General features: G+C 55.8%; 28 protein-coding genes and 3 tRNA genes. 14 read left to right on the top strand and 17 right to left on the bottom strand.

The window, feature by feature from the left end; all coding sequences use genetic code 11:
• Window positions 1–21 precede the first annotated feature (21 nt).
• From MARLIPOL_RS07070 to MARLIPOL_RS07060, 3 genes are all read left to right on the top strand, one after another.
• Window positions 22–387 (top strand): MbcA/ParS/Xre antitoxin family protein, encoded by a 366-nt coding sequence (locus tag MARLIPOL_RS07070; RefSeq protein WP_012137361.1) that lies wholly within the window; start codon window positions 22–24, stop codon window positions 385–387.
• Window positions 384–1178 (top strand): RES family NAD+ phosphorylase, encoded by a 795-nt coding sequence (locus tag MARLIPOL_RS07065; protein ID WP_012137360.1) that lies wholly within the window; start codon window positions 384–386, stop codon window positions 1176–1178. Before MARLIPOL_RS07070 ends, MARLIPOL_RS07065 begins: the two co-directional genes overlap by 4 nt.
• Before the next feature lie 134 nt (window positions 1179–1312).
• Window positions 1313–2167 (top strand): PA4780 family RIO1-like protein kinase, encoded by an 855-nt coding sequence (locus MARLIPOL_RS07060; RefSeq protein WP_012137359.1) that lies wholly within the window; start codon window positions 1313–1315, stop codon window positions 2165–2167.
• A 94-nt stretch (window positions 2168–2261) separates the two neighbouring features.
• Here MARLIPOL_RS07060 and MARLIPOL_RS07055 read toward each other — a convergent pair.
• A tRNA-Cys gene (locus MARLIPOL_RS07055) sits at window positions 2262–2335 on the bottom strand.
• Window positions 2336–2429: 94 nt separating this feature from the next.
• Window positions 2430–2505 (bottom strand) — tRNA-Gly (locus MARLIPOL_RS07050).
• Between the two features lie 113 nt (window positions 2506–2618).
• Between MARLIPOL_RS07050 and MARLIPOL_RS07045 the strand changes: the two genes are divergently transcribed.
• The 4 genes from MARLIPOL_RS07045 to MARLIPOL_RS07030 are packed head-to-tail and all read left to right on the top strand — an operon-like array spanning window position 2619 to window position 6131.
• A complete protein-coding gene (locus MARLIPOL_RS07045; RefSeq protein WP_012137358.1) occupies window positions 2619–3788 on the top strand; it encodes an MlaE family ABC transporter permease in 1170 nt (389 codons plus the stop codon).
• A 2-nt stretch (window positions 3789–3790) separates the two neighbouring features.
• Window positions 3791–4582, top strand: a complete 792-nt coding sequence (locus MARLIPOL_RS07040; protein ID WP_012137357.1) for an ABC transporter ATP-binding protein — start codon at window positions 3791–3793, stop codon at window positions 4580–4582.
• Between the two features lie 2 nt (window positions 4583–4584).
• Window positions 4585–5523: an MlaD family protein gene (locus MARLIPOL_RS07035; protein ID WP_012137356.1), complete on the top strand. Its 939-nt coding sequence runs from the start codon at window positions 4585–4587 to the stop codon at window positions 5521–5523.
• The gene (locus MARLIPOL_RS07030; protein ID WP_012137355.1) at window positions 5520–6131 is read left to right on the top strand and encodes an ABC-type transport auxiliary lipoprotein family protein; all 612 of its coding nucleotides are present in this window, start codon (window positions 5520–5522) and stop codon (window positions 6129–6131) included. Before MARLIPOL_RS07035 ends, MARLIPOL_RS07030 begins: the two co-directional genes overlap by 4 nt.
• Here MARLIPOL_RS07030 and pgsA read toward each other — a convergent pair.
• The 6 genes from pgsA to MARLIPOL_RS07000 all read right to left on the bottom strand — a co-directional run bounded on the left by pgsA (window position 6128) and on the right by MARLIPOL_RS07000 (window position 11707).
• The gene (pgsA, locus tag MARLIPOL_RS07025) at window positions 6128–6682 is read right to left on the bottom strand and encodes a CDP-diacylglycerol--glycerol-3-phosphate 3-phosphatidyltransferase (protein ID WP_012137354.1); all 555 of its coding nucleotides are present in this window, start codon (window positions 6680–6682) and stop codon (window positions 6128–6130) included. The genes MARLIPOL_RS07030 and pgsA overlap by 4 nt on opposite strands.
• A 7-nt stretch (window positions 6683–6689) precedes the next feature.
• The gene (uvrC, locus tag MARLIPOL_RS07020) at window positions 6690–8528 is read right to left on the bottom strand and encodes an excinuclease ABC subunit UvrC (RefSeq protein ID WP_012137353.1); all 1839 of its coding nucleotides are present in this window, start codon (window positions 8526–8528) and stop codon (window positions 6690–6692) included.
• A complete protein-coding gene (gene uvrY, locus MARLIPOL_RS07015) occupies window positions 8512–9174 on the bottom strand; it encodes a UvrY/SirA/GacA family response regulator transcription factor (protein WP_012137352.1) in 663 nt (220 codons plus the stop codon). The genes uvrC and uvrY overlap by 17 nt, the downstream gene beginning before the upstream one ends.
• Window positions 9175–9280: 106 nt before the next feature.
• Entirely contained in the window at window positions 9281–9532 is a 252-nt protein-coding gene (locus MARLIPOL_RS07010) for a YheU family protein (protein WP_012137351.1), read from the bottom strand.
• 63 nt (window positions 9533–9595) lie between these two features.
• Window positions 9596–11203, bottom strand: coding sequence for a methyl-accepting chemotaxis protein (locus tag MARLIPOL_RS07005; RefSeq protein ID WP_012137350.1), 1608 nt, complete (start codon window positions 11201–11203; stop codon window positions 9596–9598).
• Between the two features lie 96 nt (window positions 11204–11299).
• Window positions 11300–11707, bottom strand: coding sequence for a DUF1330 domain-containing protein (locus tag MARLIPOL_RS07000; RefSeq protein ID WP_012137349.1), 408 nt, complete (start codon window positions 11705–11707; stop codon window positions 11300–11302).
• A gap of 201 nt (window positions 11708–11908) precedes the next feature.
• Here MARLIPOL_RS07000 and MARLIPOL_RS06995 point away from each other — a divergent pair, with 201 nt between their 5' ends.
• Together MARLIPOL_RS06995 and MARLIPOL_RS06990 are read left to right on the top strand one after the other, a co-directional pair.
• Window positions 11909–12856, top strand: coding sequence for an AEC family transporter (locus tag MARLIPOL_RS06995; RefSeq protein ID WP_012137348.1), 948 nt, complete (start codon window positions 11909–11911; stop codon window positions 12854–12856).
• Window positions 12857–12886: 30 nt separating this feature from the next.
• Window positions 12887–13486, top strand: a complete 600-nt coding sequence (locus MARLIPOL_RS06990; RefSeq protein ID WP_012137347.1) for a DUF938 domain-containing protein — start codon at window positions 12887–12889, stop codon at window positions 13484–13486.
• On the opposite strand, the gene MARLIPOL_RS06985 is transcribed toward MARLIPOL_RS06990, so the two are convergent.
• The gene (locus MARLIPOL_RS06985) at window positions 13487–14248 is read right to left on the bottom strand and encodes a fructosamine kinase family protein (protein WP_012137346.1); all 762 of its coding nucleotides are present in this window, start codon (window positions 14246–14248) and stop codon (window positions 13487–13489) included.
• Between the two features lie 90 nt (window positions 14249–14338).
• Here MARLIPOL_RS06985 and MARLIPOL_RS06980 point away from each other — a divergent pair, with 90 nt between their 5' ends.
• Window positions 14339–14611 carry an acylphosphatase gene (locus MARLIPOL_RS06980; protein ID WP_012137345.1) on the top strand — a complete coding sequence of 91 codons (273 nt, stop codon included), beginning with the start codon at window positions 14339–14341 and terminating at the stop codon, window positions 14609–14611.
• Between the two features lie 73 nt (window positions 14612–14684).
• On the opposite strand, the gene MARLIPOL_RS06975 is transcribed toward MARLIPOL_RS06980, so the two are convergent.
• The 4 genes from MARLIPOL_RS06975 to MARLIPOL_RS06960 all read right to left on the bottom strand — a co-directional run bounded on the left by MARLIPOL_RS06975 (window position 14685) and on the right by MARLIPOL_RS06960 (window position 17186).
• Window positions 14685–15806: a helix-turn-helix domain-containing protein gene (locus MARLIPOL_RS06975; RefSeq protein ID WP_012137344.1), complete on the bottom strand. Its 1122-nt coding sequence runs from the start codon at window positions 15804–15806 to the stop codon at window positions 14685–14687.
• Window positions 15803–16480, bottom strand: a complete 678-nt coding sequence (locus tag MARLIPOL_RS06970; RefSeq protein ID WP_186008474.1) for a C39 family peptidase — start codon at window positions 16478–16480, stop codon at window positions 15803–15805. Before MARLIPOL_RS06970 ends, MARLIPOL_RS06975 begins: the two co-directional genes overlap by 4 nt.
• Window positions 16481–16585: 105 nt before the next feature.
• Window positions 16586–16867, bottom strand: coding sequence for a hypothetical protein (locus MARLIPOL_RS06965; RefSeq protein WP_012137342.1), 282 nt, complete (start codon window positions 16865–16867; stop codon window positions 16586–16588).
• Between the two features lie 228 nt (window positions 16868–17095).
• Window positions 17096–17186, bottom strand: a tRNA-Ser gene (locus MARLIPOL_RS06960).
• A 220-nt stretch (window positions 17187–17406) separates the two neighbouring features.
• On the opposite strand from MARLIPOL_RS06960, the gene MARLIPOL_RS06955 reads away from it, so the two are divergent.
• On the top strand, window positions 17407–17937 hold the full coding sequence (locus tag MARLIPOL_RS06955) for an isochorismatase family protein (protein WP_012137341.1): 531 nt from the start codon (window positions 17407–17409) through the stop codon (window positions 17935–17937).
• Window positions 17938–18002: 65 nt separating this feature from the next.
• On the opposite strand, the gene MARLIPOL_RS06950 is transcribed toward MARLIPOL_RS06955, so the two are convergent.
• Genes MARLIPOL_RS06950 through MARLIPOL_RS06940 form a run of 3 tightly spaced genes read right to left on the bottom strand, consistent with a single transcriptional unit; the run spans window position 18003 to window position 21004 of the window.
• Entirely contained in the window at window positions 18003–19199 is a 1197-nt protein-coding gene (locus tag MARLIPOL_RS06950; RefSeq protein WP_012137340.1) for an MFS transporter, read from the bottom strand.
• Window positions 19200–19206: 7 nt separating this feature from the next.
• Entirely contained in the window at window positions 19207–20034 is an 828-nt protein-coding gene (locus MARLIPOL_RS06945; protein WP_012137339.1) for a CheR family methyltransferase, read from the bottom strand.
• A 40-nt stretch (window positions 20035–20074) separates the two neighbouring features.
• Window positions 20075–21004, bottom strand: coding sequence for a chemotaxis protein CheV (locus tag MARLIPOL_RS06940; protein ID WP_012137338.1), 930 nt, complete (start codon window positions 21002–21004; stop codon window positions 20075–20077).
• A 194-nt stretch (window positions 21005–21198) separates the two neighbouring features.
• On the opposite strand from MARLIPOL_RS06940, the gene flgA reads away from it, so the two are divergent.
• The 3 genes from flgA (at window position 21199) to MARLIPOL_RS06925 (ending at window position 22899) form a co-directional block, all read left to right on the top strand.
• Entirely contained in the window at window positions 21199–21900 is a 702-nt protein-coding gene (gene flgA, locus MARLIPOL_RS06935; RefSeq protein ID WP_012137337.1) for a flagellar basal body P-ring formation chaperone FlgA, read from the top strand.
• 194 nt (window positions 21901–22094) lie between these two features.
• A complete protein-coding gene (flgM, locus tag MARLIPOL_RS06930) occupies window positions 22095–22421 on the top strand; it encodes a flagellar biosynthesis anti-sigma factor FlgM (RefSeq protein ID WP_012137336.1) in 327 nt (108 codons plus the stop codon).
• 7 nt (window positions 22422–22428) lie between these two features.
• Window positions 22429–22899: a flagella synthesis protein FlgN gene (locus MARLIPOL_RS06925; RefSeq protein ID WP_012137335.1), complete on the top strand. Its 471-nt coding sequence runs from the start codon at window positions 22429–22431 to the stop codon at window positions 22897–22899.
• Window positions 22900–22938: 39 nt separating this feature from the next.
• Here MARLIPOL_RS06925 and MARLIPOL_RS06920 read toward each other — a convergent pair whose 3' ends face one another.
• Window positions 22939–23676, bottom strand: a complete 738-nt coding sequence (locus MARLIPOL_RS06920) for a hypothetical protein (RefSeq protein WP_012137334.1) — start codon at window positions 23674–23676, stop codon at window positions 22939–22941.
• Between the last annotated feature and the right edge of the window lie 51 nt (window positions 23677–23727).

Below are 23727 nucleotides of genomic sequence, written 5' to 3'. Positions count from 1 at the left end.
GACATTAATGGCGGAGGGCCTATGACCACCGTTTCAGGTATCAAACCACAAACCACCGACCGCGCACTACTGGGCAAAGCTGTAGTCAACGCCGGCAAGGCCATGGGCCTGACCCAGGCAGACGTGGCTGAAATCGTGGGCCGCAACCGCTCCGGCCTGATCCGGGACGGGATCGGCCCTTCCAGCAAGGCTGGCGAACTTGCCCTGCTCCTCATCCGCCTGTATCGCAGTGTCTATGCACTGGTGGGAGGTGATGAGGACGCCATGCAACATTGGCTCAACACCGAAAACCGGTACTTTTCAGACGTTCCGAGGGAGTTGGTACGCAGTGCCGAGGGGCTGGTGCGGGTTCTTTATTATCTTGACGCCATGCGAGGCAAGATTTGAGTCTCCGCAATCGCATTGAATCCAGCATCACAGTCGTTCAGGGCACGACTTACCGGGTTGTTGAATCCCAGGAAGAAATAGCCACGACGGAACTGGTGGACAACATCCAGGAACAGATGAGGCTCGAGGAACTGCTTGAACAGAGCAAGCCACCACGCCCGGAAGGTACCGAAGGCCTTCACTATTTGTTGGCGACGCCCTTTCGATACCCACCCCTGAAATACGGCTCCCGTTTCGGCCGACCATTCGAAAAAAGCCTGTTCTACGGCGCCATGACGGTAAATACTGCTCTGGCGGAAGCCGCGTTCTACCGTTTTGTATTTATCAACGATATGGTTGTGCCCTACCCCAAGCCCCTGAAGACCCTGCACACCCTGTTCGCCACCCGCGTGCGAACAAGTCGCGGCATTCGCCTGCAGGATACGGCCTGGGAAGACCTCCACGACACGTTGACCGATCCCGCCAGCTACGATGCCTGCCAAAGTCTCGGGACGGCCATGAGAGAAACCGGCATTGAGGGTTTTCAGTTTCTGTCGGCCCGGGCGCGCCAGGCCGACCTGTACCAGTTGCCATACTCACCCACAAATGGCATGGAAGGCGTTAATGCTGCTCTGTTTTCGCCACGAGCCCTGAAAGACAGGAAACCCAGAAGTCGCTACCGCCTGATCATGATGGCGGACCCTGCCACTGTAACCATGAGCCTGACCAACGAAGAGGGCAAGAAAACAGCCTCTGCTTTCAACCGGGACATCTTCCTGGTGGATGGCAGGCTGCCGTGTCCTGCGAGCTAGGAACCCGATCCACCTCGCATTGTGACAGTATCGGCGAGCCAAACGTGGTATATATGCTGCGACGTTGTCATTCTTTTGCCCAGCCCACTCCTGGCCTTGCTCCAGATCAACCGGCGGTTAACCAGAAAGGTTTTATGAAAGTACCAAAGAGATTACAGCCCCTTGTCGATGACGGCATGGTGGACGAAGTGATGTACCAACTTATGAGCGGTAAAGAAGCGCAGGTTTATGTGGTGCGCTGTGGTGACGACCTGCGCTGCGCCAAAGTGTTCAAGGAAGCTCAGAAACGCAGCTTCAAGCAAGCCGTGGAATACCAGGAAGGCCGCAAAGTTCGGAACAGTCGACGCGCCAGAGCCATGAGCAAGAAAACACGCTATGGCCAGAAAGAGCAGGAGGATGCCTGGCTCAACGCTGAGGTCGATGCCCTGTACCGTCTGGAATCAGCCGGCGTAAGGGTGCCCCAGCCCCTGGGATTTGTCGATGGCGTGCTGTTGATGGAAATGATTGCCGATAAAGACGGCAAGGCCGCACCACGGCTCGACGACGTCACGCTTACTCCGGAGATCGCCCGACTTTACCACGACCAGGTCATGACCGAGATTGTCCGCATGCTCGCTGCTGGCCTTATCCATGGTGACCTGTCCGAGTTCAATGTGCTTGTGAATGAACAGGGCCCGGTGATCATTGACCTGCCCCAGGCCGTTAATGCCGCAGGCAATAACAATGCCCAGCGCATGCTGTTGCGGGATGTCGACAACATGCGCCGTCACTTTGGCAGGTACGCACCGGACCTGTTGGCAACGGATTACGGCCAGGAGATCTGGGCGCTCTATGAGAGTGGCGAACTAAATCCTGACAGCAAGCTGACTGGTTGCTTTGAGCAGGATACCCACAGCGCGGATGTCGATGAACTTATGGCAGTAATCGATGCTGCGAGGCTGGAAGAGATGGAGCGGCAGGAAAGAACGCTAATGGAAGACGAAGATTGAGCCACCCGGAAAAACCGCGAGCGCACCGGCACCCTCTGCCAACATAAACCTGCATTACGGGCTAATGTAATATCGAGTCAGAACAGGAAAAAAATGGAGGCGCGGGTCGGAATCGAACCGGCGTACACGGAGTTGCAGTCCGCTGCATAACCACTCTGCCACCGCGCCGGGGAAAAGTCCGAAGGAAATTTAAGGACTTTCATGCTCTCAGGTGGGCTGTGAGAGACTGTATTGACCATTAAACCAGTTAAACTGGAAAAATTGGAGCGGGAAACGAGATTCGAACTCGCGACCCCAACCTTGGCAAGGTTGTGCTCTACCAACTGAGCTATTCCCGCTTGGTCAACGAGGGCGTATTCTACGGATTCGACCGTTTGCGTCAACCACTTTTTTCAACTTTTTGTTTTATCAGCGTTTTATGGACAATATTTGAGCAACTCCAGGGAGCACCATGGCGCCAACATCTCCGTCCAGTTCCGCCAGAACAGCATCCGCAGCCAGTGTTTGTGGTGAGATTCTGGCGAACGACAGCCAATTGACGATCCAGGGAGATTGGGTTCTCGATCATTATTCCGAATTACAGGCGAGAGTTCGCCAGATTCTAGGCACCCATTCCTCCAGCAACTTGCAAGGTGACCTATCCGGTCTTGGCCGCATTGATACCGCTGGCGCCGCCTTGTTGGCAGAGCTGCTGGGTGCACCGGCACTGGCTGATTTGGCGGACACCGCCTCCGGGCTCACAGAGGAAAGACGCGCCCTTCTCCATGCAGTAGCAACCGCCATGGGCAATCGTAGCGAGCCGGCGCCCCCATCTTACAGCCCGGTGAAGACATTCCTGGCCGTCACCGGTCAACAGGTGGAAGAGCTGTACGACCTGCTCCGGCTTCTTCTGGCCTTTATTGGTGAAACACTGGCTGCGCTGGCCTACAACCTGCCGCGTCCTCGCCGCTGGCGAATGACGGCCTTCGTGGCTTCGATCCATGATACCGGCCTGAACGCGCTGCCCATCGTGGCACTACTAACCTTTCTGGTAGGTGCCGTCGTGGCATTCCTCGGCGCCACAGTGCTGGAATCGTTCGGCGCCACGATCTACACCGTCAACCTGGTGGCTTTTTCATTTCTCCGGGAATTTGGCGTGTTGCTGGCAGCGATTCTGCTGGCTGGTCGCACAGCGAGCTCCTTTACTGCCCACATCGGCGCCATGAAAGTGAACGAAGAACTGGATGCCATCCGAACCCTTGGCCTCAGTCCGGTTGAGTTGCTGGTGCTTCCGAGGGTTCTGGCAATGATGATCAGTCTGCCCATACTGACCTTTGTCGGGATGATATCCGGAATGATTGGCGGCGCGGCTGTCTGCGCCATGGTACTGGACATTTCCCCAACCCAGTTCCTGGCCATTGTTGAGCAGGACATTGCCGTCAGACACTTTCTGGTCGGTCTCAGCAAAGCGCCGGTCTTTGCCTTCCTGATTGCCGTCATCGGATGCCTTGAAGGCTTCAAGGTCAGCGGCAGCGCGCAATCCGTCGGTGAGCACACCACATCCAGTGTGGTGCAATCGATTTTCATGGTCATTCTGCTGGATTCAATCGCTGCGCTATTCTTCATGGAGATGGGCTGGTGAACATGGCAGACAAAGACATTCTGGTAAAGGTCCGGGGGCTGGGAAACCGGTTCGGTCCCCACGTTGTACACGACGGGTTGGACCTTGATATCCGGCGAGGCGAGATTCTCGGCGTCGTTGGTGGGTCAGGCACCGGTAAATCGGTGTTGCTTCGAAGCATCGTTGGCTTGCACCACCCTTCATCGGGTGACATTCAGGTTTTTGACCAGAATCTGTGGGCATTAACAGACAGGGAGCGTTCCCGCATAGAACAACGTTTCGGGATTCTGTTTCAGGGGGGCGCCCTGTTTACGTCCCTGAACCTCCGGGAGAATATTGCCGTGCCCCTGATGGAGCACGCAGGCCTGACGCGCCCGATGGCGGAACACCTGGCACAGATGAAGCTGGCCCTGACAGGCCTGCCACCGGAAGCCGCCCTCAAGTATCCAGCGGAACTATCCGGTGGCATGGTCAAACGCGCCGCTCTCGCGCGGGCTCTTGCTCTGGACCCGGAGATACTGCTCCTGGATGAGCCTACAGCGGGGCTGGACCCCATCGGTGCTGCCGCCTTCGACCGGTTGATCAAAACCCTGCGGGACGCCCTGGGGCTCACAGTGTTCATGGTGACCCACGACCTGGATACGCTATACAGCACCTGTGACCGGGTTGCAGTATTGTCACAGAAAAAAGTACTGGTCGCCGATAGCCTTGAGGTTGTCGAAGCGACCAACGATGAATGGATCAGGGACTATTTTCACGGCCCCCGCGGCCGTGCGGCCGCACACTCAGCAACAGGCGGGACTCAGGAGCAGTAACTATGGAGCCCAAAGCTCACCATATCATTATCGGACTGTTTACGGTGGCGACCGCTGCCGCAGCGCTGGTGTTTGCGCTCTGGCTGGGTAAGACAGCAACCGATCGGGAGTGGGCCTGGTATGAGATCGGATTTGATCACCCCGTCAGCGGCCTCTCCAAAGGCAATCCGGTGCAATACAGCGGCGTGGAGGTCGGGGAAGTCATGGAGCTGACTCTGGATCCTGAAAACCCCAGTCACGTCCGGGTTCTGGTCCGTGTCGACGAAAGCGTCAAAATCCGCGAAAACACCCGGGTTGGCCTTGTACTCGCCAATATTACCGGCAGCATGAGCGTGCGCTTTCGGGACGGCACCAGTGACAGCCCGGTCATTGAAGGCAACCGCAAAAACCCGCCACGGATCATGGCCGAACCTTCGGTATTTACCTCACTGCTGGACAATGGCGAAGCACTACTGAGCAAGGCAGAACGCTTGCTGACTAACGCGAATACTCTGTTTTCCGAAGAGAACAGCGAAAATCTGACCGTGATCCTGCGCAATACGCGGATAGCCACCGATGGACTCATGGCCCGAAGGGACGAACTTGAAGAGCTGATGGAGCGGATGAATGACGCCAGCGTGCGCGCGGCGGAGGCTTCAGAACGGGTATCAGAGTTTGCCGACAATGCCGACAACCTGTTGCAGAGCGAAGGCAAGCAGACTCTGGTGGCGCTCAACAATGCCATCACATCCATCCAGACCACCGCCACCAGAATTGAGCAGCTGACCGTAAACAACGAAGGTGCGTTGGATGAGGGGCTCCAGGGCCTGGGCGAACTATCCCCCGCACTCCGGGAACTACGCAGCACGCTCAGGAACCTCAATCATTTCACCCGGCGCCTTGAGGATGACCCCACCAGCACAATCTGGAACCGGGAAACGATTCAGGAGGTGCCACAATGACAACCCGCCTTGCAGTGGCGTTGGCCGCGATAGCGATGATGGGCATGGCACCGGGATGTACCGTATTCCCGGATCACGAACCGCCTCGTGTGATGGACATTCCGACTCCAGGACTGTCAGGACAGGACGGCGTATCACCTCTGGATAAAACCGTGCGCATCGACACGCCCCAGGCCACGGAACCCTTCGACAGTTCGCGGATACTGACAAAGCCTGCTCCCCACGAGTATCAGATATACGGCGACGTCCGTTGGCGTGATACCGCGCCGGTTCTGGTGCGGGAAATGCTGATTGGTGCCTTACGACAGGACGGTCGCTTCCAGGGGGTGGTCAATGAAACCAGTCCAACCGGCAGCGACGTCACGCTCATCAGTGATCTTTATGGTTTTCACAGCCAACCCGGAGACAGTGGAATCCAGGTCATTGTTTCCCTGTATGCCCAACTGATGGACAACCGGTCCCGGACAACTGTTTGCACGAAGAATTTCAGGGTAACGACCGACGCTGAAGGTACGGATATAGACCAGGTGGTAAAGGCATTTGGCCATGGAAGTGAAGAGCTGAGCCAACAGATGCTGGGCTGGCTCAGTGAATGTCTGGACCCTTAGGAATTCTGCTTGGGAAACAGGTCCGGCCAGGCAGCCTGGAGATAAAGAATCATCGACCAGAACGTCAGAACGGCGGCGACGTACAAGATTCCGACGCCCACCCAGGACCACAGAACGCCCGGCGGAAAAGCCAACAGGGTAATAATCGAAACCATCTGAGCCGTGGTTTTAATCTTGCCAATGTAGGAAACCGCGACACTGGCACGACTGCCGATCTCGGCCATCCACTCGCGCAAGGCCGAGATGACGATTTCCCGGCCAATAATCACAGTGGCCGGTACGGTAAGGATCAGGCTGGCGTGCTCTTCAATCAACACAGTCAGGGCGACCGCTACCATCAGCTTGTCCGCGACCGGATCCAGGAACGCCCCGAAGGGGGTGCTCTGGTCAAGCTTTCTCGCCAGATAGCCATCCAGCCAGTCGGTAGCCCCGGCAAGGGCAAAAATGGCCGCGCTGACCAGGTAGCTCCATTGCACCGGCAGGTAAAAGATCACCACAAAGACCGGGATCATCACAATGCGGGATAGCGTCAGTAGGTTCGGTAAATTCATGCTGTCCTTACTCGTCGTGCAATGCTGCGTAGATGGTTTCCGCCAGTGACTTGCTGATGCCCTGGACCTTGGCCATCTCATCAACGCTGGCTTTACGAAGTTCCTGTATGCCACCGAAGTAGCGAATGAGATCCCGGCGACGCTTCGGTCCCACGCCCTCAATACCTTCGAGAGTCGACTGCCGGCGCTTCTTGTCCCGCCGGGCACGATGCCCGGTAATGGCAAAGCGATGGGATTCATCCCGAATGTGTTGAATCAGATGCAAGGCGGGTGAATCCGCCGGTACCCGGAACACATCCCCGGTCATGGCATCAATCAACTGTTCCATACCCGCCCGGCGGGTCACGCCCTTGGCAACACCAATCAGCGGGATATCAGAAATACCCAGCTCATCAAAGACTTCCCGGGCGATATTCAGCTGCCCCTTACCGCCGTCGATAAACACCAGATCCGGGCGTTTTCCCTCCCCCGACACCATTCGCTTATACCGGCGGGTCAACACCTGGCGCATGGCCGCGTAATCGTCGCCGGCGGTGACGCCTTCAATGTTGTACAGCCGGTAGTCACTCTTAAGCGGACCATTTTCATCGAAAACCACGCAAGATGCGACCGTGTTTTCACCATGACTGTGGCTGATATCGAAACACTCCATCCGTGACGGCGTCTCTGTCAGCTCCAGCATGTCCCGCAACGCCAGCAATCGGCGATATACGGTTTCCTTGCTGGCCAGGTGGCTTAGCAGGGTCTGGCGCGCGTTGGTCATCGCCAGCTCCAGCCATTTGCGACGCTCGCCACGAACGTTGCGACGGATTCGGGTGTCCCTGCCCGCGGATTCGGTCAGCGCCTGTGACAACAACGCCTCACCTTCAACCTCCACCGGCACCAGGATATCCTGAGGAATTTCCCTGCGGGTACTGCCACCGAAATAGTATTGACCCAGAAACGCACTCAGCAGCTCGCCTTCCGACTGCTCTATTGAATAACGGGGAAAGTAATCCTTGGTTCCCAGCACCCGTCCGCCCCGTACGACAATCACCACAATGCAGACAACCCCCGCATCCTGGGCAATCGCAACCACGTCAGCGTCACCGCCCTCTCCGTCCACGGACTGTTGCTCCTGGACATGGCGAAGGTGGTTAATCTGGTCACGATAAGCGGCTGCCTTCTCGAACTCCAGGTTTCCTGAGGCCTTTTCCATAGCTTCCATCAGGTCGTGGATGATGGCGGGGTTCTTCCCTTCCAGAAACATGGTGGCGTGGCGGACATCCTCTCGATAGTCTTCCGGCGAGATATATTCCACACACGGCGCCGTACACCGGTTGATCTGATATTGCAGACAGGGGCGAGTTCTATTCCTGAAATAGCTTTCACTACAGGATCTTATACGGAAAACCTTTTGTAAAATGTTAAGGCTTTCCTTAACTGCTCCGGAGCTGGGAAACGGCCCAAACCAGGTACCGCCGCCCTTTTTCGTGCGGCCTCGCCGAAACGTAAGCGAAGGATAGTCCTCGTGGGATGACAGGTAGATATAAGGGTAGGATTTATCGTCCCGAAGCAGAATATTGTAGGGCGGTCTGAGGGACTTGATGAGATTCTGTTCCAGCAGCAGAGCTTCAGTCTCACTGCCGGTAATAGTGACCTCTATGGACATGATTTTGGCCACCAGCGCTTCGGTCTTTGGCGCCAGGCCAGATTTGCGGAAGTAGCTGCTTACACGCTTCCTCAGATTGCGGGCCTTGCCCACGTACAGTACGGAACCCCCTTCGTCGTACATTCGGTAGACGCCGGGTCGTTCGGTGAGCTGCTGCAGGAAGCTTTTGGAGTCGAATTCAGACCTTGTCGGCATCAAGCAATCCGAGCCGTACCGCCATCAAAGCGAGCTCAACATCACTGGAGATTTCCAGCTTCTCGAATATCCGGTAACGGTAACTGTTGACGGTTTTTGGACTGAGACAGAGCTTGTCGGAGATGTCCTGAACTTTCTGACAATCCACCACCATCATGGCAATCTGCATTTCACGCTCTGAAAGGCGATCAAACAGGGAGAGATCGCCGTCTTCACCGTTAACATCGCCCCCCATCTGCTTGAGCGCCATCTTCTGGGCAATCTCGGGGCTGATATAACGCTGACCGGAATGGGCCATACGGATGGCACGTACCATTTCCTTGATATCGGCGCCCTTGGTGATATAAGCCGACGCACCACTCTGCATTACGCGCGTGGGATAGGGATCGTCGGCACAGGCAGTCACGACAATGACTCGGATGCTATCATCAATTCGCAGGATCCGGCGGGTGGCTTCCAGACCGCCGATACCGGGCATGCGAATATCCATCAGGACGATGTCCGGTGTCTGCTTGCGTACGAATTCAATGGCGTCCTCGCCAGCTGAGGCCTGGCCGATGACGTCTATGTCGGGGTTATCTGCCAGCATCCGGGTAATCCCGGAACGCACCAGCTCATGGTCATCAACAACCAATACCCTGATCAAAACTCACCTCGCACACGGCTTCTGGTAAAAACAGCGGGATTGTACCGTTTAAACGAATTCCGGGGTAGTTTTGTTCCCTCGGACTCATCAAACATGAAAAAAACGCTCAGGAGGGCACGCCCAGACCGGCGGTATTCTCCACCGGATCAAACCACACCACCAGTTCCCCCCTCCTGACGGCTGCTTTCACCCGGCCACGCTCAGCCATCGGGTTTTCGGTGTCATTGAGGCCGTGATACCGGGTGCAATATTCGTCTACAAGACCGTCGATCTGGTCATCGGAGAGCAACTCCGTATCAACCACGAACTTTTCCTGCCTGGGGTCGACCTCGGGTTGCTGGCTGGCATCGTCGATCATGATTCCTCCGTTTCAAGGACTTATCATAAGGCCTGAAGAGGTATCGGTGAAGGGCTGTTACTGTTAAGTTGTGCGAAACCTTGCAATTAATTGTCGCATCGACACAGACTCCTGACCGAGTGCCTCACTGATTTTCCGGGTACTGTCCACACTGCGACTCAGCGAATCGGCACTGTCATCCAGCACCGCTGAACGCTGGCCAACCCGTTGAATTTCATCCCGCTGGTGGCAAACCGCAGCGTTAATCTCATCCGTTCGTGTTTGAAGGTCCTTGAAACGGCTGCCCAGTTCGATCAGGTGATCCTTAAGGGCGTCAAGATTGTTCCGGTTGCCCACCCCGGCCTCTCTCATCTCAGCAAGCAACCCGTCGACGTTGCCAACGCCTTGCACCAGATCCCTCACCCATTGACTGATCTGGGTGGTGGAGTCGGCAGTGCGCCTGGAAAGCGTTCTCACCTCATCTGCAACAACCGCGAATCCCCGTCCGTGCTCCCCTGCCCTGGCCGCCTCAATGGCGGCGTTAAGCGCCAGAAGGTTGGTTTGCTCCGCAATATCGGCGATGACACCTATGACCTGCTCAATCCTGACGGTTGAACCACCAAGCTCCTGAATGGCCGACGACACTCGTGCAATGACCTCGATGGCGTGCTCGGCCCCGCTTTCGCTGTGGCGGAGGCCTTCCTGAACACCGTCATTCGCAGTTGCAGCCTGACGTACGGTATCGGCAGCATTGGCAGAAGCGACTTCAATGGCCGTCGCCTGATCGGCAATGGCAGACATGGACTGGCTGACATCCATGATCTGGGAGCGAGTACGATCAGTAGAAGCCTGGACATCCCCGGCCTGAGCATCCAGTGATGCGGATCGATGATCCAGACTATCAGACGCCTTGCGTATGTCGCTGATAAAGCCTTCGAACTTCATCACCAGGCCACTCAAGGCAGCACTGACGCCAGCCACCTCATCCCGCCCCGATACGGCAGGCACCTTCGTCAGGTCTGCCGTTGCTTCCATGAGATTCAGGTCATGCTCTATCCGCCGAAGCCTGACAATGACTGTCGCCCTCAACCACAAGGTCATCAAAAGCACTGCCAGCACAAACGCGATGGATCCCACCACGAGATAGGCTTGCCGGGTCGCCAGAAAGGCCAGCAGATCCTGTGCGCCGGCGTCGATCTGTTTGCGGCTGGCCTCCCGACGATCAGCGATGGACTCAAGCATGGGCTCCAGTGCCGGGAAAAGCTTGAAATCAACAACCTGCCCCACCCGATAATAGCTCTGTTCTTCAATGCCGGGAGACAGGTCATCCAGCAGTGACTGCACTTTGGCAAATCGATCACGGTTTTCGTTCGCCCAGCCTGCCAATAAGGGGGTGGCGCCTATCGCGCTCCAGTGTTTTTCCAGCGACTCCTGAACAGACTGGAACCCATCATCAATCTCATCCCAGAGCAGCAATTGCGCCTTCACCTTGTACGCAAGGTCCTGAAGCCGTCGATGATCGGCTTCGAGGTCTTCCAGTAACCAGGATTCCGCCAGATTGTCTTTGATCAGTTGCTCCGATGCCTGCTCCGCCTTCGTGATGATCGCCCAGGACAACAAACCCAGGCCAAGCACAGCAAAGACGGACAGACAAGAGAAAAACAGGATACGACTACGGACAGTTCTGAGCATGACAACTCCACATGCAGGCTTTGCGGTGGAGGTTATGCCAATTCCGTGACACTTTTGTTGCAGGGGGTGGAGCCAGCCAGTTACCGGCAGGCAGGCCTAGCTGGCCTGCCCCTCCAGGTTCGCCACCAGTCGTGAGTCTTTAAGCGCAGCCGTGCGATGCTTTACAACCCCCTTGTACTCCGGGCTTTCTATCATCGTCAGAAACGCATCAATGGAGGGATAACGAACCAGCAATACCTGGTCCCAGGATTCATCCGGGGGTGCAATCAGCGCCCCCACCCCACGACCGGACCAGATCACCTCGGCTCCAACCGCACGAACGCAATCTGCGGCCTCCTGCATATATAACGAATACGCTTCCCTGCCTGAACGATCTGCAGAATCGTCTTCGTAGTCAGCACGTTCGCGAAAACGCAACAGATTCAACATGACGACCGGCTGATCCTTTGGGGTATTCGCCAGCACTTTCTGAAGTTGTTCCGGAGTCGGGTTAACGGTTTCCATGAGTATCCTTGATTCGTCAGGCTCTGAACGTTCGTTATATTTTGACAATTATCGGATAACTATAGCCCAGCATGCCCCCTCACGACCAAAACCTTTCAATTACATTTCTTTCAGCCTGGGCGTTCAACAAAACCGCACCATGGGATCTGGCCGGGATAATCTGTATGCTTTTCTACCATTTTCTCGTCTGAGAACAGAAACATGACGCTGCTGGACATCTTCCGCCAAACTCTGGAAACCACCCTGCCCGTATTTGCCATGGTGTTTATCGGGCTGGGGCTGCGACGGGTCGGGTGGATCAACGGTGAATTCGTCAATACAGCCTCCGCCCTTGTATTCAAGGCCACTTTGCCGACCCTGGTGTTTCTCAGCATCATTCGGGCGGATCTGGAGACAGCCCTGAACTTTCACCTACTGGGGTTCTTTCTGGCGGCGACGTTGGCAAGCTTTGCCCTGGTGTGGGGCTGGGCTGCTTGGCGAGTACCACGTGCGGACCGCGGAGTGTACGCCCAAGGAGCGTTCAGAGGTAACTGCGGCATTGTGGGACTGGCGCTGGCGGCCAGCCTTTACGGCGACTATGGACTGTCCGCTGGCGGCATTTTGCTGGGGCTGGTGATTATTTCCTATAACGCGCTTTCGGTGACCGTCCTGCTGGCGTACCAACCAGGGAAATCCGCCAGTTGGCGGCGCATCCTCAAGGACATTGCCCGTAACCCGCTTATTATTTCGGTCATCCTGGCCATTCCCTTCGCCTGGTGGGAGGTGTCCTTTCCGACCTGGATTATGACCAGTGGAGACTACTTTGCTTCCCTGACACTGCCCCTGGCCCTGCTCTGTATCGGGGCGACGGTTTCCCTCAGCGCCATACGCAGCGACAGCCGGGTTGCCATCAGCTCCAGCCTGATGAAGATGGTCACCCTTCCAGCTCTGTGCACTGGCGCAGCCTGGCTGTCAGGTTTTCGGGATGCCGAACTCGGATTGATGTTTCTATTCTTCGCCAGCCCCACGGCAGCTGCCAGCTTTGTTATGGTCAAGGCACTCGGCGGGAATGACAGGCTGGCCGCCAACATCATTGCGTTAACTACGTTGATGGCCAGTATTACAATAACCCTGGGCGTGTTCCTGTTACGGAGCCAGGGCGTAATCTAGTGACAGAACCACACACAACAGAGGCGGTTTATGCATCAGGAAAAGCCCTATTCACAGGCGTGTGAGAACAACAAACCGTTCATTCTTGAGAAGCTGAGCCTGGTCTTCAACACGCCGGGCACCATTCTCGAAGTGGGCACGGGAACCGGACAGCATGCCGTTCATTTTGCCCGGCACTTGCCCCACCTGACCTGGCAGCCCAGTGACCATCCGGATAATTACCAGCTCTGCCGGCCCTGGCTTGAAGACACGGGACTGACCAACATCCTGGCCCCCGTACCGCTGAACGTTGTTGACACCGAATGGCCAATACCGGATATACAGGGCGCCTTTTCCGCCAATACCGCACACATTATGGCCTGGGAGGAAGTCGTGGCCATGTTTTCGGGACTGGCCCAACGATTGCGTGAGGGACAAGCGTTCTGCCTTTACGGTCCATTCAACTACAACGGCACCTGGACGAGTGAGAGTAACCGTCAATTTGACCAGTATCTGCGCGCACGTAATGCCCATATGGGTATCCGCCATATCGAGGACATGCACGACATGGCTGCCCGCATCGGGTTGGTACTTGAAAGCGATTTCGACATGCCAGCCAACAACCGGCTCCTTGTATGGCGTAAACGCTAATCAACGGATGTCGGCCAGAACACCAAAGCCCCGACGACAACCGCTCAGATAGCCGCCTCCAAACAGGTTGTAGTGATTCAGGTAGTGGTACAGGTTGTAGATCTCCCGCTTTAACGGGTAATCAGCGCTGCGGGGCCATACATCATCGTATGCTCTGTAGAATGCTGCGCCGAATCCGCCAAACATTTCCGTCATCGCCACGTCCGCCTCCCGGTCCCCAAAATATACCGCCGGGTCGATCAACCAGGGAGCCTCCCCGTCAAACAGGGCATTGCCACTCCACAAATCACCATGCAGCAGGCTGGGCTGTTCACAGCGGGCATCCAGCCAGCCTTCCAGGATAGCCGCGCTGCTATCCAGAATAGCCTGGAATTCCTGGCGCAATGCATCATTCCGAATCAACCGAACCTGGTAGCCAAGCCGGTGTTTTACGAAAAAATGACCCCATCGTTCAAACCGACCATTGATCTGCTGCGACAGGCCAATATAGTTATTGGAATCCAGGCCATAGAATGGCTGCGGCGCCTGGTGCAATCTCGCAAGCCCCTCCCCCAGCATGGCCAGCGTTGCGTCAGATGAAGGTCCTGCCTCGATAGCCTCCATTTGCAACTCCGAATCGTCGACGTGGAAAACCTCCGGCACACGAATCCGCGACAACGGGTCCACAGCCTCTAATCCGGAACGCAATAACGCCAACCCCTGCGCCTCACGGATCAGTGCATCCGGATATTCTGAGTGATTACGTTTGCAATAAACGGCCATTCCCTGTCACTCCCGGTCTTGAGCTTTGCCAGCAAGGGCTTGTACATTGGTCAAGAGCGTACCACGCCATAACACACAGGAAAGACCATCATGCACAAACGCTGGACAATGTTGGTTTCAGGTAAGGTACAGGGGGTGTACTACCGGGCCTCGACCGAGGACGTAGCTCGCCGACTGCGCCTCACCGGATACGCAAGAAATCTTCCTGACGGTCGTGTTGAGGTAGTCGCGGAAGGGGCGCATGAGGACCTTCAGGCGCTCAGGGACTGGTGCGAAGAAGGCCCGCCCGCAGCCGCCGTCGACAACATAAATGCAACAGAGAGCCCAGCAACCGGCGAGTTCACCAACTTTGGCGTTCGGTAACTACTGGCCAAATTGCGGACTGCCGCCTTGGCCGGCTCATTTTACGCCCCCCCTTAGCTGTATAGTCACTCACTTATAGGCCGTCAGCGCCGAAGGTCAGCGGTATATTCAACCCCATAGAGAAAGCTGAGCCAATACCGCTCAGACCGACAGCCACGGTTGGTTGCAGATAGACGCCACGTGCGACCTGGGCAGTCAACCCGAGCTGCAGCGTGGAAAAATCATTCTCTCGCAGAGTCGCATTGGTGAATTCTGTCTCGCTCTGGTAGGAGGTTTCCACCCAGGTGTTCAACGACAGTCTGTCGTTCAATGCGAACGCATAACCAAAGCTCAGAGCAGTCGTATGCTCTGGTTCCAACAGGGTAATATCATCGAAATCGCGGCTGTCTGTATATTTATAAGACACCGCGCCGAACAATACGGCAGGGTCCAGGCTTTTTAAAAAAGTAACACTACCACCGAATGCCGGGGATGTTTTGTTGGTGCGGACTTGCCCCTCCAATCCCAGAACCACTTGTGGCCGGCCGATAAATTCATCCAGCGCCACGTAGCGTAAACCGATGTCAACGTCGCCCCGCTTACTCCGCGACGTGTCGCCGACCTCGGATCCGAAAAGATACACTTTGCTTTCCTGGTTGAGACCAGCAGCTCTGGCGTAGATTTCGGCATCATCGCTAAGACTGTATCGCGCTAGTCCCTGCAGTGTAGCTGTGCGAGTTTCGACAGTCGCCAGCGCAGCAGGCGCAGGACCGATAATGACCTGACTATCCCGCCGGGTGTAAAACAGACCGATGTCGAAGGCAAAGTTGTTTTTCGCCAGCAGTACGCCCTGTTCCCGCAAAAACGTTTCCGTGGCAGTCTGGCCCACTGGTTCAGCGCCGATAGAGCCAGTCTGCTGCCCCTTGTTCTCATCTATAGGCGCTGAGGATGCTGCTCGCATTTCCAGCCAGGCCATAAGAGCTTCGCGGCTGAACCGCCACGAGTCCGATTCACCTCCGATGGACACGCGCCGCCCAGGTATGGTTCTGGCCTTAACCATGAGTTCCACCGTCTGTGTGTCCGTACGCAGTAGTTCAGCCGCTTCCTGCAGCGTTAGCACATCGGGTACAGGTACTTCCGCGTGGCTAAAGGGAATAAAAAAGAGCCCGACCAGTAACGGAACGACTCCTCTGAAAAATACACGGGTTGAGTTCATCGCGTTAACATCCTGGCAGGTGCTGACAGTGCGCCAGCGGGTAGCAGCGAACGCGCATCCATCAGTGCCGGGGCATAGCCTTCACCGGGCTGAAGTCGCATACCGCCAGCACCGACCGTCGCGGTCGTGGCGTACAGAGGCTCCACCGCGAAAATAATTCCATCGCCACCGTCACCTTCCCACCAGTCTAAAAAGCGATACAGAGGAACGGTGATATTGCCTCGGGACGGATCCGCTAGTACGGCGCGCTCACCCACAACGCCTCGCAGGACGGCAAAGTGCTTGTAGCCGTACGGTTCTATGAACACGATCACCGGCCCCTTCAATTTCGACAGTTGCGGCGATTTCATTCGGAACCCCTGAGCCTGGTAACCTCGGGAGCGAGCAACCTGTTGCAGATCAAGTAACGTAAAGCCGCTACTCCGTCGCTGGGCCAATTCCTCTGCCGAGGTAATGCGAGATAAAGTCTCAAGGATGTCACGCTCTGAGACCGGGTCGTGCCATTGGTAGGTCATTATTGTGGCGAGAGCGGCGGCGCCACACGAAAAATCCAGGCTCTGCCGCACTACCTCGAAATCGCGCAGTTCAGCGAACGACGAGAGTTCGGTGATCTCCCGGGCAAGGTCTTCACGCTCCTGTGGCAAGCGTTCGGCGTGAACACTTGACGCCCACAAAACCACTGCTACGGCGATCACGAGATGAGTTAGAAAAGGACGCATCAGCTAAAAGGATAGCCCAAAGCCCTCGCGAGCTATGGGCTATCCCACCCTCATCTTTTCTCAGGAGCCAGGAACTTGCGCCTTGCCCAGCGCTCGATCGGGGCTAAGGCCTAAATCCCATGCTGGTTTATCCGCGATGTTCCCGTTGGTGTTGTCGAATACCAGTGCACCCAGGGGGAAGGTGGTATGGGCCATGCCTTCAACTTCAGACATCTGTTCGACGCTCAGCGGAGTGACTTTTGCGTCGCCGACAGTGGCCAGCTGATTCTCAGTTCCAAAAGCAGCCCCACTAAACGCAAGCGAAAAACCAACTGCCAGAAATATGAAAGGTTTAGTATTCATTGCGAGTCTCCATACTGTTGAAGTGAACCTCCGATCACTTCCACAACGACCGAATACGCATCGCAAAGTGGATAATTCAGATCGCAGATCTGACAGCCAATTACCGGCTGTTGAGGGAATACGCACGAAAAGCGGGGTTGGTTGCATTAAATCCAGATTTTTTCGGGTAACCCGGGGCCGCCCTCACGCCCAATAAAAAACCCCAGCATTGCTGCTGGGGTTTTGTATTGGCGGAGAGGGAGGGATTCGAACCCTCGATACGCTATTAACGTATACACACTTTCCAGGCGTGCGCCTTCAGCCACTCGGCCACCTCTCCAATAAACTGTTCCAAATCAGTGAGGTCGTCACTCATTTGAGGGCGCAAACTCTAATGAATTTTCAGGCGTTTGGCAACTCTCTTTGGAAAAATCGCAGAAAAAATTACACTGAAGGGCGACATCGGTTAACGAATGAGCGCTTTCCGGGCTATCGTTAATGCATTAACCGTGGCGAGAGACAGCAGAGCCTTACTTCAGCCTCGAACAAGGAGAACAACAATGCTGATGAAAGCCGACCAGAGCATTCTGATACTTATCGATCTACAGGAAAAACTGATGCCGTCGATAACCTATGGTGGAGACGTCATAAGCCAGTGTTTGACACTCGCCACCATCGCCGGCTTACTGGAGGTTCCTGTTATGGGGACAGAGCAGCTACCGGAAAAGCTGGGGACTACCGTCCCGGACGTTCGCGAGCTGTGTGACCAGGTCATTGAGAAATACCATTTCGACGCCTGTCCTGACGGGCTCATTGATAAATTACCCGAAGGGCGCCAACAGATCGTTATAGGTGGCTGTGAAACCCATGTCTGCATGATGCAGACTGCGCTAAGCCTGGTGGACGCGGGGTACAAGGTCTGGGCTGTTGCAGACGCTACGGGTTCCCGAAATGATCTGGACCGGGACATCGCCCTCGATCGCCTGCACCAGAGTGGCGCCAGGGTTGTGACGGTCGAAATGGTGGCCTTCGAATGGCTGCGCCATTGCAAACACCCACGCTTCCGGGACATTCAGAAGTTAATCAAATAAGTCTGCCAAAGGGGTGATGCCGCCAGCCGCCGTATCCGGAGCGTATCAGTGGCCCACTGGTCAGATTAGTCGGTTGACGATTCAGACGTGCTCAGTGCCCTGGAATGGATAAGCCAGACGCCCATCAATACCGCGTGCAGTATCAACAATGGAATCGCAACCAGCAGCAACCCGGCCCAGCCAACAACCGTCAGGACCGCTCCAGCCGTGAGGGCGGCGGTCGCCTGGGCACTGAAAACCATCAGATCGTTCAGACCCTGAACGCGAAACCGCTCCTCATCCCGATACCCTCTGGGTAACAAGGTGGTACCGCCAACAAACAGGAAGTTCCAACCGATTCCCAATAAGATCAACGCGAACAGATAATGGTGGAAGGTAATGCCACTGAACGCCAGAAGTATGCACCCCAGGTAGGCAAGCAAGCCACCGGCCATCATCAGGGGGATTCCCACTCGGCTTGTCAGCCAGCCACTGATCAATGAAGGCAGGTACATGGCTACGATATGGATCTGTATTATACGCTTGGCATCATCCAGTTCATGGCCTGCCATCTCGGTCATACTGAGCGGAGTTGCCGTCATGATAAAGCTCATCACGGCGTAACCTATAGCCGCACCGCTGATTGCAGCCCATACCACCGGCGCGCGCAGGATCTCCCTCAACGGCCGCCCTCCGCCGATTGGTGATTCCCCAGTCAGCTCTGCATTCGCCCGGTAACCAAGGGCCAGTACAACCATAGCCAGAAGCTGAACAACTCCGAGGCTCAGCCAGCCCGCAAGAAAGGGATACGCCCCCTGCCCTGCACTCCCGACCAACGCAATTTCAGGGCCCAGCCAGGCTGCAATCAATCCGCCCAGCAACACCCTGGCTGCTGCCGACCCGGCTAACGCCGGCTTGACGGACTCCATTGCCGCAAATCGGTACTGATGAACGACGGCCAATCCCGAGCCACCGATCATGGCGGCGAGACACAAGAGTGAAAAGCTGGACAACCAGGAGGAGGCGCCACCAATCAAGCCAGCCAGCCCCCCCATCAGCGCGCCCAGAAGCATGACCGGCTTGCGACCAATGCGCTCCATCAGCCACGTGGCAGGTTTGATCGCGAGTACCGTGCCGACCACCACGAGCCCAACCGGCAAGGTAGCCAGCTCAGGAGATGGCGCCAGGATCCTGCCATGAATGCTGCCAATGAAAACAATAAAGGGCGCCGTGCACATGGCCAGCGCCTGGGCGGCAACCAGTATCCAGACATTGAGAGGCATGGGCGGGTTATTTCTTCCTGTAAATAATGCCCGGGTGGCACTGCACCATTTCGTACAGGTGGGGCAATCCATTGAGTGATTCCGACGCGCCCAGAATAAGATAGCCGCCCGGATTCAGGGTGGCGTGGATGCGTGTCAGAATGTCCTTTTTAAGCTCGGCGGAAAAATAGATCAACACGTTACGGCACATGACAATATCGAATTTGCCGAACATGTAACGTTCCAACAGGTTCAGCTCCTTGAACTCGACCATGCTTTTGATCTGCGGCCGTATCTGCCAACCACCGTTCAGGGACGGCGTGAAAAACTGTTTCTGGCGCTCAGGCGACAGGCCGCGCCCAATGGCGATCATCTCGTATTCACCCTTACGGGCCACTTCGAGTACGCTTTTCGAGATATCGGTCGCGGTCAACTTAACGTCCCGCAGCTTACCCGGACGTTGGCGACGGAATTCCTCAATAATCATCGAAACCGAATAGGGTTCCTGCCCGGTGGAGCAGGCGGCAGACCAGATCCGCAAAGGTTGCATCGAATTTCGATCAGCGAACTCCGGTAACAGCTTCTCCTGAAGAATACGAAACGGGTGATTGTCGCGAAACCACAGCGTCTCGTTGGTCGTCATCGCATCAATGACCACTTCCTTGAGATTGCTGTGACCGGCACGATTAAGCCGGCCCAGAAGCTCACCGAGAGTCGTAAGCTGGTGTTCCTCGAGAATGCGACGCAGACGGCTTTTCACCAGATACTGCTTGTTGTCACCGAGCAGAATGCCACACGCATCCTGCAGGAACGTCTTAAAAGCCTCGTATTCCTGTGGCGTAATATCCGCTTTCATTGAATCTCTGCGTCAGGTGAATCCGGACTGATCGCCGGCACTAGGCCCGATCAATTATCTCCATAACCTTTTCAGCCAGCTCGTCTGCGCTGAACTTGGCCATAAACTCGTCGGCGCCCACCTTTTTCACCATCGCAGTGTTAAACACGCCGCTCAGTGAGGTGTGGAGCATGATGAATACATCCCGCAACGCCGGGTCGTTCTTGCACCGGGTAACCAGAGTGTAGCCGTCCATTTCAGGCATTTCGACATCGGAAATAATCATAGACAGATGATCACTGGCATTTGAACCATCCTCCGTGATCTTCTTCAGGTAGTCCAAAGCCTGCTTGCCGTCGTCCTGAGTGATAACGTCCATGCCGATAGCTCTCAGGCATCGCTCCACTTGCCGCCTCGCGACGCTGGAATCGTCCACCACAAGCACTGGAAGGTGCGCCTGCACACGTGCGGCACCTCGGGTCACCAACTCTTCGTTAACATCTTCCCTGAGCGGAGAAACTTCTGCAAGAATCTTTTCTACATCTATGATTTCCACCAACTTGTCGTCAATTCTGGTTACAGCTGTCAGGTAAACATCGTCTCCGGCTCCCTTTGGTGGTGGCAGGATGTCCTCCCAGTTCATATTCACGATCTGGTCCACGCCAGTTACCATGAATCCCTGGGTCTTCCGATTGTACTCAGTAATGATGACAAAACTATTGGCCAACTCTTCCTTCGGTATACCGGGGAGCCCGATGGACATGGCCAGGTCGATTACCGGAATGGTTTCACCACGAATGTGGGCAACACCCCGGACGACATTGCGGCTGCGAGGAATGGACGACAACTTCGGGCATTGCAGGACTTCCTTGACCTTGAAAACATTAATGCCGTACATCTGCCTGCCCCGCAGGCGGAATAGCAGGAGCTCCAGGCGATTCTGCCCTACCAGCTGCGTTCGCTGATTCACACTGTCGAGTACCCCTGCCATGACTTTATCTCCCGGACCCTGCCCGCCACCATGTGCCGGCATGTATTTTGCTGTTTGACTATGGAGAGTCAATAAAACTGGGTATGTCGCCAGTATTTTGACTCATTGTTTGAGCTTAACGGCTGAGATCCCGATTCCTGAAGTATTCAGGGAGCTTTACCTGAGTACTGACAGCATAGGACAAACCGCTGCGTATGCGCACCACCATTTTTGTCATCACACTGTTAATGTCTGCAGCTGGCCTTGCCCAGGCGGCAAACACCACAGCGGAGCAGATCCAGCGCGCCGCGGCCTCGTTTCTGAAGACCTTCGCCGAACAACAGGCGGAGAACGGTTTTAACGTGACACATAAAACCGGTCGACTGGACAGTCGGCTGGCTCTGGCAACCTGTGAACGTCCCCTGGCAGTCAGTTTCAGTGGTGACCCCTGGCAAACCACCCAGCCAACACTTCAGGTCGCCTGCCAGGGCGATCGCCCGTGGCGGATGTTTCTGAATGCCTCTGTATCCATTCGTGGCGAAGGACTTGTGGCTGCGCGCCCCCTGGCTCGTGGCGAACGCGTCATGGCCAGTATGATTGCAGCGGAATCAGTCGTGGTGAACGCAACCCGCAAGGGTGTGATCACGGACGTCGATCAACTGGTGGGAATGGAGATGCGTCGCGGCGTCAATGCTGGCACGCTGATGACCCCTGACCTGCTTTCTGCTCCAGCTGCGGTCACCAGGGGGGACCATGTTATTATTACCGCCCGCAAAGGGAGCTTTTCTGTGAACTCCCGCGGCAAGGCCATGGCCGACGCAAGTGTGGGTGATCAGGTACTGGTTGAAAATCTGTCCTCGTCCCGTACGGTTAAAGCACTGGTCACCGCCCCCGGACAGGTAGAGATTCCCATGTAGGCTATCGAAACCGGGTGAACGGCATGCTTTTTCCGCCGGCGGCAATTTTTTGCCAACCCCTGACCAGTAAATGACAGATGTGTAATCTTTTGTAGCTAAAAACTCCTAAAGCTTTCGAATCAACCGCCGATAAGCAAGTATAAAATTCGCGAACACTGCCCCCGGGCAGTCTATACAGGTAAGCAGGTACCGATATGTCAGTTGACTTTAATGGAATTGGTCCCGGCCAGGTCAACACCCACAGAACCACGGCCGACAAGTCTGGCTCCACGCAGAGTACCCAGCAACAGGCGCCAGAGCAGGCAAAAAGCCAGGTTCAGGGTGCCCGTGGGGAGAATGTTAATCTCAGCAACCAGGCCAAGAACCTGAAACAGCTTGAACAGAAGCTGGGTGATTATCCGGAGATGGATGATGGTCGCATCGAAGAGATTCGCGCGGCCCTGGCCGATGGTTCCTACAAGATTGATGCTGAGAAACTGGCCCAGAAAATGCTTGAGATGGATGAAAGCATTTTCGGGTGAGTAAATCATGTCCGCAATCGATGAACTGAAAGACCTTCTTTCTCAGGATATCTGCCAGCTGGAGTCGCTCGCGGACATCCTCGAGCAAGAAAAAGCCTGCCTCTCCTCTTCGGACACGCAGGCACTGCAATCGATAACGACCGAGAAGAATACGGTTCTCGATCAGATTCGAGCACGCGCCAAACAAAAAATCCATGCCTTGGTTGCTCTGGGCTACCGACCCGAGGGTGGTGCTCCTTCCAGCTTTATTCGAAGCGCCGGGTTATCCGATCTGGCGGAGTTGTGGTCGCAAGCCAATGAACGATTGGCCTTTTGCCAGGAAATTAACCGCAACAACGGTCGCGTTATCAGTCATATGCAGAAACGATTATCACGCCTGACCGATATCTTCCGCGGTGCAAGCGGCCAGCAGAAACTTTATGGCGCCCACGGGGAGCAGACCGGCGATTCCCAGAGAACCATTCTCGCCAGCGCCTGATTTGCTACCAGGCGCCGTTCTGGCGCCTGCCCCCCCCCCTCACCTTGTGTAAATGGTCATCCGTGAATCCGGATCAAAGCGGATATTGTTGATACTGACATTACCGAAAGGCGGCGTGTGCCCCCCGCTGACCCGGATATTATCCATGCGGATCTCCTCTATTCGCTCGGGAAACGACAACGTAAGCCGGCCATTGCTATCAATCTGTTGGCGTGCCCCCTCATCACGGTAGTGAACCCCTGTGATCGTCAGATCGGAATCCAGAAAGTTCACTATCGGCACAAAGATATGAGCCGTCAGCTTGATTCCATCAAGCACATCCGGCTCCTGACTGGCACTACCGTCCGTAACCATCGCGCCGACAGCAGCTATTCGCTCCGCAAGTATCTGATCCCCCTGCCCTGAGATCTCGGCCATATCCTCATCACTCAGGGCTGACATTCTCTGACCCTGGCGCATTATTTCCCCACTCACCAAGGGGACAGTATGGGAAGCATTTGCCACGGGATTTGCCGCAAAACTCACCAGAGGCTGCAAGGGCAAGGTGACCATGGTAAACACCGCGGCAGCCTTGCGATAACGGGCCTGCTGCTTTAATACCCTTAACAGCTCGCGTTCGGTGATCCACCCGGCCTGAATCAGCACCTCCCCGAGACGCTGCCCGGTTTCCCTCTGTAATCTCAGCCCCTCGTCCAGTTGCAGGGAAGACAAATATCCCCGATTAACAAGCAGTCGACCAAGCCGTGACTTCTCTTCAAACCCCTGACGTATATCCACTGGCGCCCTCCTTCCATGAATACTGCAGCCGTACAACTCAGCTCGCCGCAC

Origin of the sequence: Marinobacter lipolyticus SM19, assembly GCF_000397065.2 — a bacterium.
Taxonomy (GTDB): Bacteria; Pseudomonadota; Gammaproteobacteria; order Pseudomonadales; family Oleiphilaceae; genus Marinobacter; species Marinobacter lipolyticus.
This window is presented reverse-complemented; position numbering and strand designations above follow the sequence as displayed.